This is a genomic window from Paenibacillus cisolokensis, from assembly GCF_050481165.1.
Classification (GTDB): Bacteria; Bacillota; Bacilli; order Paenibacillales; family Paenibacillaceae; genus Paenibacillus_AH; species Paenibacillus_AH cisolokensis.
The window spans coordinates 77787-86334 of the sequence record NZ_JBCNFP010000093.1 but is presented as its reverse complement, the minus strand read 5'-3'; the positions used below and the strand labels follow the sequence as shown (position 1 = coordinate 86334).

7 protein-coding genes are annotated in these 8548 nt (G+C 58.1%); 1 reads left to right on the top strand and 6 read right to left on the bottom strand.

What is annotated here, in order from left to right:
- Window positions 1-522 precede the first annotated feature (522 nt).
- Entirely contained in the window at window positions 523-825 is a 303-nt protein-coding gene (locus tag ABEV74_RS15690; protein WP_430147335.1) for a hypothetical protein, read from the bottom strand.
- A gap of 138 nt (window positions 826-963) precedes the next feature.
- On the opposite strand from ABEV74_RS15690, the gene ABEV74_RS15685 reads away from it, so the two are divergent.
- Window positions 964-1929, top strand: a complete 966-nt coding sequence (locus ABEV74_RS15685; protein WP_430147332.1) for an SPL family radical SAM protein — start codon at window positions 964-966, stop codon at window positions 1927-1929.
- 251 nt (window positions 1930-2180) lie between these two features.
- On the opposite strand, the gene ABEV74_RS15680 is transcribed toward ABEV74_RS15685, so the two are convergent.
- The 5 genes from ABEV74_RS15680 to ABEV74_RS15660 all read right to left on the bottom strand — a co-directional run bounded on the left by ABEV74_RS15680 (window position 2181) and on the right by ABEV74_RS15660 (window position 8433).
- Complete coding sequence (locus tag ABEV74_RS15680) at window positions 2181-3074, bottom strand: NAD(P)/FAD-dependent oxidoreductase (protein ID WP_430147329.1); 894 nt, start codon at window positions 3072-3074, stop codon at window positions 2181-2183.
- 104 nt (window positions 3075-3178) lie between these two features.
- Window positions 3179-3796 carry an NUDIX hydrolase gene (locus ABEV74_RS15675; protein WP_430147326.1) on the bottom strand — a complete coding sequence of 206 codons (618 nt, stop codon included), beginning with the start codon at window positions 3794-3796 and terminating at the stop codon, window positions 3179-3181.
- Between the two features lie 3 nt (window positions 3797-3799).
- Window positions 3800-4171: a carboxymuconolactone decarboxylase family protein gene (locus ABEV74_RS15670; RefSeq protein ID WP_213529051.1), complete on the bottom strand. Its 372-nt coding sequence runs from the start codon at window positions 4169-4171 to the stop codon at window positions 3800-3802.
- 27 nt (window positions 4172-4198) lie between these two features.
- Window positions 4199-6052 carry a thiamine pyrophosphate-binding protein gene (locus ABEV74_RS15665; RefSeq protein ID WP_430147322.1) on the bottom strand — a complete coding sequence of 618 codons (1854 nt, stop codon included), beginning with the start codon at window positions 6050-6052 and terminating at the stop codon, window positions 4199-4201.
- A gap of 131 nt (window positions 6053-6183) precedes the next feature.
- Window positions 6184-8433, bottom strand: a complete 2250-nt coding sequence (locus ABEV74_RS15660; protein WP_062493227.1) for an EAL domain-containing protein — start codon at window positions 8431-8433, stop codon at window positions 6184-6186.
- Between the last annotated feature and the right edge of the window lie 115 nt (window positions 8434-8548).

The following is an 8548-nucleotide window of genomic DNA, read 5'->3' as shown; positions in this document are numbered from 1 at the left end:
TGCCAGCGAGCGATGCCGCCGCCGATAGCCGAAGATGGCTATGCCAGCGAGCAGATGCCGCCGTGTTAGCCGAGCGACCTATTCCGACGGGCAGGGGCCGCCGGTAACAGCCGAAGAGCGGTGAATACTGCAAAAGTGCAGGATTTTTGCCCCTGACAGATGTCTTTGGCTCAAATTACTGCGAAAGTGCAGAATTTTTTGATCACTTCCGTCTTACAAGACGCTTGGAAACAAAAATACTGTATAATCGCAGGAATTTGAGCGTTCGAGCTGTTAATTGCGGAAAAAAACTGCACTTTTGCAGTATTGGTTTTGAGCCGGGAAAACGTATCGAATATCCCCTCGCACACCACGCTGACAAATGAACCATGAACATGTGAGACAGCCACTTTACGTTTCACGGAGCCCTTCCAGTCATGCATTGAGGACGACCGTTACGTTTCACGGAGCCCTTCCCGTCATGCATTGTGGACGGCCGTTACGTTTCATGGAGCCCTTCCCGTCCCGCATTGTGGACGGCCGTTACGTTTCATGGAGCCCTTCCCGTTCCCAAATTGGCGGAAAGTCGCGCCTTTCCGCAGCAGCCCCTACGAGGCGCAGCAGCAAGGCGGGGGCGGGCCGTTCGCGAGCCGTCGTTCCCTCTGCCGTTCCTTCCGCCGCCATGCGGCCATTTTCAAGCACGATGTTCCAATCGGCATGCACAAGCGTCGTTTTGCGTTGCGAGATGACAAGGCAAGTCGCGCCGTGACGTATGCTGAACAGCCGTTCCCACCATTTCCGCTCCGTCTCCGCATCCAGAGCGCTGGACCAGCCGTTGTCGCACACGAAAAACTCGGCATCACGAACGAGAAAGGCATGATTTGCCGAGTTGATTTTGAACGTTTGTATGTTACAATATACAGGAACAAATGTTCGCAATCAACTGCTTCTTTTCTAATTTGCGGATAAAACGAGGGTGGGACGATGAAACGGACGATCCGTTACGAAACGCTGATAGCCAAAACGGTGCTCAATCCGGTCAAGGCGCCTTCCATGCCTTTCGGCTGGTCGATCAATCCCTACAGAGGGTGCCAACACGGCTGCAGCTTCTGCTATGCGCGGTCGACGCACGCCTTTCTCGGGCTTGACGCCGACGATACGTTTCAAAACCGCATCATGATCAAGGGCAATGCGCGGGAAGCGCTTGCCAGACAGCTGAAACGAATGACGCCGGCCCGGCTCGCCTCCCTGCGCGCCGGGCATGTCGTCATCGGCACGGCCACCGACCCTTACCAGCCGGCGGAGAAGGACGCGAAGCTGACGCGCGGCTGCCTCGAATTGCTGGTCGAATACGGCATTCCCGCATCGGTCACGACGCGCTCGCCGCTCGTCCTGCGCGACCTCGACCTGCTGAAGAAATTGCCGGGAGGGTCGGTCAATATTAGCATCGGCACGCTTGACCCCGCGATCTGGCGCGCATTCGAGCCGTCCACGCCGTCCCCCGCTAAGCGGATGGAAACGCTCCAGGAGCTGCGCAGCGCCGGTATAACGGCAGGCGTGTTTATCGCACCGATACTGCCTTATATTTCGGACCATCCGGAGAAAATTTACGAGTTGATGGCCAAGGCGGTCAAGGCGGGCGCTTCTTTCGTTATGACGTCCTTCCTCCGGCTTAGCACGCCCGAAGTGAAAAGCTGGTTTATGCAGACGCTCTCCTTCCACTATCCCCATCTCAGGCGCGCATACGAAACGCTGTATGCAAGCTCGGGCACGGTACCGGACAGCTACAAGGAACCGCTCTCCGCGAATTATCGTGACATCCGGAAGCGGCTCGGCCTTCAAGACGGCGGCGGAAGCGGTCCCGTCGGCAATACCGCCCCGCCGCCAGGACGACAGCCGAAACCGCCCGCGGCAACGGAAAGCGTCGAACAACTGTCCTTTCCGTTTTGACATCGCTGGCAGGACGCGCCTGCTCCGCTGCCTTTAGCGCACCTCCAAGACCCTGTTGGCGGCGCGATCGCTTGTTCCGTTGCCCATAGCGCACCTGCAGGCACTCGCCTGCTGAGACGCCATAGCGCACCCGCAGGGCTTTAGTACCAGCGCGCCCGTTTCCCCGTCCGCCCGCGGTGAAAGCCACGCTCCGATACAAAAACGCCGATCGGGCAACGGAATCGATCATCCGTCACCCGACCGGCGAAACCTTATGACAACAAGCTTTTATGCATCCAGATTGCGGCCTGGGCCCCATCGCCCATCGCGATTATCGCTTGTTCGGAATGAACCGTAACGTCGCCTGCCGCCCATACATGCTCCACATTCGTCAATTTCGTACGCGGATCGACCTTGATATGGCGGTTGTCCGCTACCGCTACGCCGAGCTGGACGGCCAGTTCCGATTTGACCTCGTTGCCGCCAAGCGCCAGAAAGGCGCGATTGAAGGGCATGCGGTCGCCCGACTGAAGCTCGATGCCCAGCAGCTCGCCGCCGTCCGTCTCGAGCCGGATCACCGCCTCCTCGCGGTACTCGATCCCGAGATGCCGGATTTGCTCCATCTTGTCCGGCGAGACAGCCTTCCCTTCATGGTTCACATAGACCAGATCGTTTGTCCAGTAGGCCAGCGTAAGCGCCATATTCGCGCCCGCATCGCCCGAACCGATCACAAGCGTGCGCCGTCCGCGCACCTCATAACCGTCGCAATCCGGACAAATAAAGATCGTCAAGCCGAGACAAGGCAGCAGCCCGGGCAAGTCGGGCAACCGATCCTTCACGCCCGTGGCGAGCAGCAGCCGCCTGGCGCGATACACTGTCCCGTCGTCCGCATGCAGCGTAAACGAATCGCCTCTTCGCTCCGCCCTCCCGATATCGGCCCTGACGAACCGGACGCCCAGCTCTTCGGCCTGTCTGCGCCCCAGTCGGAGCAGCTCGGGGCCGCTCACCCCGTCCGGCCAGCCGAGCAGGTTGTGATAACGCCTGCACAGGCTGGAACGGCCGCCCTCGCGGTCCAGCACCACGACGCTGTGCCGGTATCTTCCGAGCTGGATGGCGGCCTGCACGCCGGCGAAGCCGCCGCCGACAATCGCGCAATCGTAATTCACAGCTTTCCGCCCCTTTGCCATCGTATGCCGGGCATACGGTATTTTCCCTCTCATTATGGCGGCGTACGGCTGCTTTTAAACGTCGGTTGCGAAAAGCCGAATCGCTAATCGAAGGCGCAAGGGCGGTCCGGCTCGCGCAAGTATTGAAACATGAGGCGAATTTGCGATTCCGTATTGCGTTCGGTCGAAAGCTCCGGCAGCCCGTCTTCGGCGAAAAATCCGACGCCGTCGGTTTCGAGCCCTGCTTGCGCCGATCCGCCGCATATCTCGCAGCGGATGAACAATTTATAGGTGTCGTAAGGCGAAGGCGGATGCGGATGAAGCCGCTTGTCGAACACCGCCAGCAGACGTTCCGCCCGGACTTCGTAACCGGCCTCCTCCCGCGTCTCCTTCACGGCGATTTCGCCCGGAGACAGGCCGATATCGGCCCAGCCGCCCGGAAGGGACCAGCATCCGTCCGCCTTCTCCCGAACCATCAGCAGCTTGTTGTCGCGGAATACGACAGCGCGAACGTCCACCTTCGGCGTCGCATATCCTTTCTCATTGGCGAACAATTCGCGGACGACGGCCGCCTCCGTGCCGGTTTGGGCCGCCATCATTTCAACGCTCAGCTCGCGAATCTCTTCGAATCTTTCCCGGTCGTACGGATCCTTCGAATAGGTCAACCCCGCCTGTGCTATTGCCTGCAGACGCTTCGCCCAGCGCAGCCACTTCATCGGCATCGGTCAATTCTTCTCCCGATCCAGCGTTTCGCGAATAACGTGCAGCGCGTTCGTTGCGGACGGAAACCCGACATACGGAATGCATTGAATGACCGTTTCCATAATCTCGCGCTCGGTCAGCCCCGCCCGAAGCGCAGTATGGGTATGCAGCCGCAGTTGGGCATGTGCGCCTTGCGTAATGAGCGTCGTCAGGGTCACAAGAGCCTTCTGCTTCTTGTCGAGCCCCGTCCGGCCGTAAATATCGCCGAAAAATCCGATTAACAATTCCGCGAACCCTTCGTCCATCGCGGCAATCTGGTTCAGCGCGGCATTGCCGTGCTCTCCCATCATATCGTACATGACCTGCCTGCCCTTTTCGACACGCGACAGTTCCATATTATTCGTCCCCCCTGTTCCTTCGCTCTACCGCTTCATCGTCGGCGGCGTCTCCAGCGGGTCGACGATGATGTCGAGCACGGCCGGCCGACCCGAAGCAAGCGCCGCGCGCATCGCATGTCCGATATCCTCTTCCGTCAGGCACCGGAACCCGAGCGCTCCGAGCGATTCGCCGAACGCCGCGGCGTCGATCGGCTGTTTATAGATAGCGCCGATCGCTTTGCCCAAATATTTCGTCATGCCTTTCTCCACCATATCGAGACGGCCGTTGTTCAGCACGACGAAAATAACCGGCACGTCATAATTTACCGCGGTCGACACTTCCGTACCGTGCATCAGCATGCATCCGTCACCCGTCAGGCACACGACCGTCTGTTCCGGCCTGGCCAGCTTCGCGCCCACCGCATATCCGATCGCATGGCCCATGGCGCCGAACAAGCTGTCGAAAATGAACGTGCCTGGCGTGTGTACAACATAATCCCGAATCGCATAAAACGTATGGCTGCCGCAATCTCCGAACAGCAGCGCGTCTTGCGGCATATGTCTCTGCATCGCCCGTATGGCGTCGCCGGAAGAGATAAAGCCTCCTCTGTCCGGACGATCCGGCCGTCCGTCTCCGGCAGACGGCGCCGCCGCAATCGCGGAGGGACCCGACGGCACCGCTCCCGACGTTTCGGCCCGTACCGGCATTCCATTCTGCACCGACGCTTCTGCCAGTACCGGCATTCCATTCTGCACCGGCGCTTCTGCCAGTACGGGCGTTCCGTTCTGCGGCGATGTCTCGCCCCGTACCGGCGTTCCATCCTGCACCGGCGCTTCGGCCGCAGCCGCCGCTTCCCGCGAGACGCGGACGGCCTCCATCTCCGGCTGGCCGCCGGACATCCGCCCCGACAGACGCAGGAGCTCGGCCAAATTCGCCTTGATGTCGCCCAGCACGGGAACGGTCGGGCAATCGATCGTCTTGCCGATAAACGTCGGCTCGAAATCGAAGTGAACGATTCGTTCCGGTTTCATTTCTTCCCGGTAGCCGGAAAGCGTCATATCGCTCAGCTTGGTGCCGATGACGAGCAGCAGATCGGTACCTTCAAGCAAGTAACGGTCGGCCTTGTCCGTGCCGCCGAGACCGAAGCCCCCCAGCGACAGCGGATGCAGAGTCGGAAAAGCGCCTTTCGCGCTGGCCGTCGTCATGACCGGAATGCTCCAGCGCTCCGCGAGCCGGCGCAGCTCGTCATACGCCCTCGCGCTATGGACGCCTTTGCCGGCAAATATAACCGGGCGTCTCGCGCGCTCGATCAACTCGGCGACATGGCCGAGATTCAGGGAGCATGTCGGAGAAAAGCTTGGCAGCTCAAGCTCGAAAGGTTCGATCTGTTCTTGAAATACGTCGTAGGGGATCGACAGATGGACGGGGCCACGCACGCCGGAAAACGCCCGCTCCATCGCATGGCGCAAATAGGTTTTCAGCAAATCGCCTCTTTCGACCCGCATGCTGAATTTCGTCACCGGCTCCAATATTTTGACAATATCGGTTCCGAAATAGGAGGCGTCCTGGCCAAGCCCGGCACCGGTATCTTTCATCGACGGGTGACCGGTTATGAACAGTACGGGCAAATTCGAAGCTTTGGCCTGAGCTGCCGAGGTCACAAGGTTCGTGCCGCCGGGGCCGGATGTTCCGAGGCAGACGCCGAGCGTCTCTTTCCCCCATGCGAAGCCGGATGCCTCGAATCCGGCCGCGCCTTCGTGGCTGCTTAACACAAAGCGGATACCTACCCGATCGCAAGCATTAATGATCGGCAGAATGGCCTTGCCTGGGACGCCAAATACATGCGTCACTGCCCACGACTGGAAATGTTTGGCCAAAACAGCAGCTACACTCTCCATCCCGGTCACTCCTTCGCATCGTAATTTTCGGAAAAATAGGAACTCCTTCCAGACTCGAACTGTGATCGACAGACGGATCGGGGACTCGACTTGTTTTCACGGATTTCGAAAAGCGGCAGCCGCGCGACTTCTCAGTTTTTCTCCAGCAACTTCACAACCTGATCCGGCGGCAGCGGTTTGCTGATATAGTATCCCTGCACTTCGTCGCATTTTTTGCTAAGCAAAAAGTCGAACTGCTCGCTCGTTTCCACGCCTTCCGCGATGACGCGAAGACCGAGCAGATGGCCCATCGCGATAATCGTACCGACAATGTCGGCATCGTTGGAATCGCTGATGAGATCGCGGACGAACGACTGATCGATTTTGAGCCTGTGCAGGCCGAACCGCTTCAAATGATTGAGCGAGCTGTACCCGGTACCGAAATCGTCCATCGCCAGCTGTACGCCCAGCTCCTTCAAAGCGTTCAGTGTGCCTACCGCATGATCGACGTCCATCGCCATCGTTTCCGTCAGCTCAAGCTCCAAATATTGCGGATCGAGGCCGGTTTCTTCAAGCACGGAAGCGACGGTCTGGACGAACGCCTCGTCCGAAAACTGCAGGGCCGACAAGTTGACCGAAACGCGAATCGGCCGGAACCCCTCGTCCTGCCAGCGTTTGTTTTGCCTGCACGCTTCATTGAGCACCCAGAGACTGAGCGGCAGGATGAGGCCGGTCTCTTCTGCAACCGGAACGAACTTGTCCGGCGAAATAATACCCAATACCGGATGCTGCCAGCGAACGAGCGCTTCCAGGCCGACAAGTTGTCCGGTTGAAGCGATGACCTGGGGCTGGTAATGAAGTAGCAGTTCGCCGCGTTCGATAGCCTTGCGCAGGTCCATCTCCAGCACGAGCTGTTCATGCGTAATGAGCGGCATATCCGGATCGAAAAACTGATACGTATTTTTGCCTTTCGCCTTCGCCCTGTACATCGCGGTATCGGCAAATATCATCAGGGAGTTGACGTCGGTGCCGTTGTCGGGACATACGGCGATGCCAAGGCTGGCGGATACATGGAAGTCGTATTCGCCGATGACGAACGAAGTGCCGAACGTCTTCAGCACCTCGCGTGCGGTCTCTTCGATTTCCTTCACGTGCGGGCGTTCGAGTACGATCATAAACTCGTCGCCGCCCATGCGCGCAACCAGATCCCCGCTGCCGATGCACCGGACGAGCCGGGAGGCGACCTGCTGGAGAAGAACGTCGCCTTCGCTGTGCCCAAGCGTGTCGTTGACCATCTTGAACCGGTCGAGATCGAGGAACATGACCGCCAATTTGTTGCCACCGCTGCGCTCGTAATCGCAAATTTTATCTTCCAGATATTTGATCAGCATACGGCGGTTCGGAAGCGTCGTCAGCTCGTCGTGATACGCCATGTAGTTGATTTTCATCTCGGTTTCGTACCGTTCGGTAATATCGCGGAAATGGCCGTATGCGCCGATCAGACTGCCCTTCTCGTCCCGGATCGGAAATACGTCGAACAGACCGACAAGATTGCGAAGTTCGATCCGCAGCTCGATATCCTCGAAGCGGCTGCCCTTTTCCAGCACTTGGGTGAAATAGGAACCGACATACGGCAGCGACTGGGCGAGTTGTCCCAGCATCTTCTCCCGGGGTACGCCGATAATATTGGTGGCGCATTTGTTGATTTCCGTAATCTGCCCTTTGCGGTCGGTGACGATGACGGCGTTGATTTCGGTCTCCATCATGATCTGATTCAATATATGTAGCTGTTTATTCTGATTGCGGAGCATAATCTCCCGCTCGATCAAATCCAGCGTCGACTGCAGCATATTCATGAAAAGCGGATTATGCAATCCGGCCGTCGTCATCAGACAGATCGTCCCTGTCAGATCGCCGAGCTGTTCGAAGCGAAACGGCACGGAATAGCAGGCTGCCTGGTAAAATACGCGGTGATAATGATCGTCCCCGACAAGCTGAATCGGCCTTTTCAGACGAAGCGATAAATTGACGACGTTCGTGCCGGTCAATTCCTCCGTAAACCGGACGCCTTCCTTGAAGCCGATCTGATCCATAAAGCTTTTGATGCTCTCGTCGCCGCGAATTTGCAAAATGCTGGCTTCATAGTCGCAGACGGCCAACAGGACGGGGATCGGCTCCGCGATCGTGCCCAGCATCCGTTCCATAAAATGGTCGGTTATCGCCAGAAACTCGCCGTAATCGCGAAGCTTGTCCCGAAGCTCGGCATCGGATAGCTGCTCAAATATAGGCAATTGCGAAGGGTCGATTCCGTACTGCTCGCAAAGGCTTTGCGATTCCAGGACGTATGACGGTTTGGTACCCGTAATCCGAAATCCTGTTTTCGTTGCATGATTGCTCTTCATCGGACGTCGCCTCGCCATTCGTTAATATGATGTTGTGAGCGCTCCTTATAGCTGCAGTCTGTTGTCATTACAGCCGGATCCCCCCTTTTCCGAGCAAATCGTTTGGCATGAAAAA